The following is a 1,700-nucleotide window of genomic DNA, read 5'->3' as shown; positions in this document are numbered from 1 at the left end:
CTATCTTGGATGTACTTGATACTGATTACGGTCTTGAAGACCGTCACCGTAACGTCCTGAAGGGATTCTATTCCGTGTTCAAGGGAGCCGACAGCCACCTCCAGTTCGTACTTCTCACGGGAGTAACGAAATTCTCTCAGGTTAGTGTGTTCAGCGGCTTCAACCAGCCCAAGGACATCAGCATGGACGCCCGCTACGAGACCCTTTGCGGAATCACTCAGGAAGAGCTTGACAGCTATTTTGTCGAGCCTGTATCTGCCATGGCTGAAAGAAGCCGTTGCTCTTTTGAGGAAATGAAGTCTCTTTTAAAACAGAAATACGACGGTTACCATTTCAGTGACAACATGACCGATGTCTATAATCCTTTCAGCTTGCTCAATGCCCTTGACAGCCTTCGTCTTCAGGACTATTGGTTCAGTTCCGGCACTCCGACGTATCTTATCCGTCTGCTTGCCCATTTCAAGGAGAACATGAACGAACTGACAGGCAGATACTACAGTCCGGAGGAATTCATAGATTACAAGGCTGATGTGGAACGTCCTCTTCCTATGATATATCAGAGCGGTTATCTGACCATCAAGGATTACGACATGGAGTTCAATACTTTCCTTCTTGACTTTCCGAACAATGAGGTAAAGAACGGTTTCCTGACTGCTCTGGCTTCATCTTATCTGAAACCCTCAGAAGAGACAAGTGGTTGGATTCGTGATGTGGTACGTACGTTGCGGGCAGGCGATACCGGCAGACTGTGCAATCTTTTCACCTCCTTTCTTTCGAGCATCCCCTATACTATGCGCCGCAAAGATGATGAAGTGGAGCGTGAACGCTACTTCCAATATACGTTTTATCTTATACTCCGCCTGATAAGTGTCTATACCGTTTATGTCGAGAAAGTGCAGAGCCAGGGTCGTGTGGACTGCGTGCTTGAGACACCTCAATATGTCTATATCTTCGAGTTCAAGCTTGACGGTACGGCGGACGATGCGTTGCGTCAGATTGAAGAGAAAGGTTATGTGCGTGAGTATGCTTCTGATGCACGTACCATATATAAGATAGGCGCAAGCTTCTCTTCCGAAACCGGAACGATAGGAGACTGGAAATGTATAGAACCCAATAACCAATAACTAACAACTTGGCTCTTAATTTTTAATTATTAATTTTTAATTCTTAATCGACCGACATGAAATACCCTATAGGAATCCAGAGTTTTGAACGTATAATCGAAGACGGTTATGTCTATATTGACAAGACCGACATGATATACAGTCTTACCCACGGTGGCAGCATTTATTTCCTTAGCCGTCCGCGCCGTTTCGGTAAAAGCCTGCTTGTCTCCACGCTAAAGAACTATTACTTAGGGCATAAGGAACTGTTCAAGGGACTGAAGATAGACAGCCTGGAGAAGGACTGGAATGTGCATCCCGTGTTTCATGTGGACTTCAACGGGGCGAATTTCACTGTTCCGGGTGAGTTGGAGAAGAAAATCAGATATCACGTATCGGAGTGGGAGAAACATTATGGTCTTCCGTGCCGTGAGGAGGAATTAGGTATTGGCGACCGTTTTACTGAGGTGCTTCGTGCCGCCCACGAACAGACAGGCCGTCGTGCCGTAGTCCTGATAGACGAGTATGACAAGCCTATCTTGGATGTACTTGATACTGATTACGGTCTTGAAGACCGTCACCGTAACGTCCTGAAGG

The 1,700-nt window shown here is 46.4% G+C and carries 2 protein-coding genes; both read left to right on the top strand.

The annotated features are described in order from the left end of the window. Window positions 1-1,124: PD-(D/E)XK nuclease domain-containing protein (locus H6A27_RS14285; protein WP_204509170.1), on the top strand; the 1,124-nt coding region annotated here is incomplete at its 5' end. A gap of 56 nt (window positions 1,125-1,180) precedes the next feature. Next, a partial coding sequence (locus tag H6A27_RS14280; protein WP_204509169.1) for an AAA family ATPase occupies window positions 1,181-1,700 on the top strand: 520 nt, incomplete at its 3' end.

The organism is Bacteroides caecigallinarum, from assembly GCF_016902295.1.
GTDB classification, from domain to species: domain Bacteria; phylum Bacteroidota; class Bacteroidia; order Bacteroidales; family Bacteroidaceae; genus Phocaeicola; species Phocaeicola caecigallinarum_A.
This window is presented reverse-complemented; position numbering and strand designations above follow the sequence as displayed.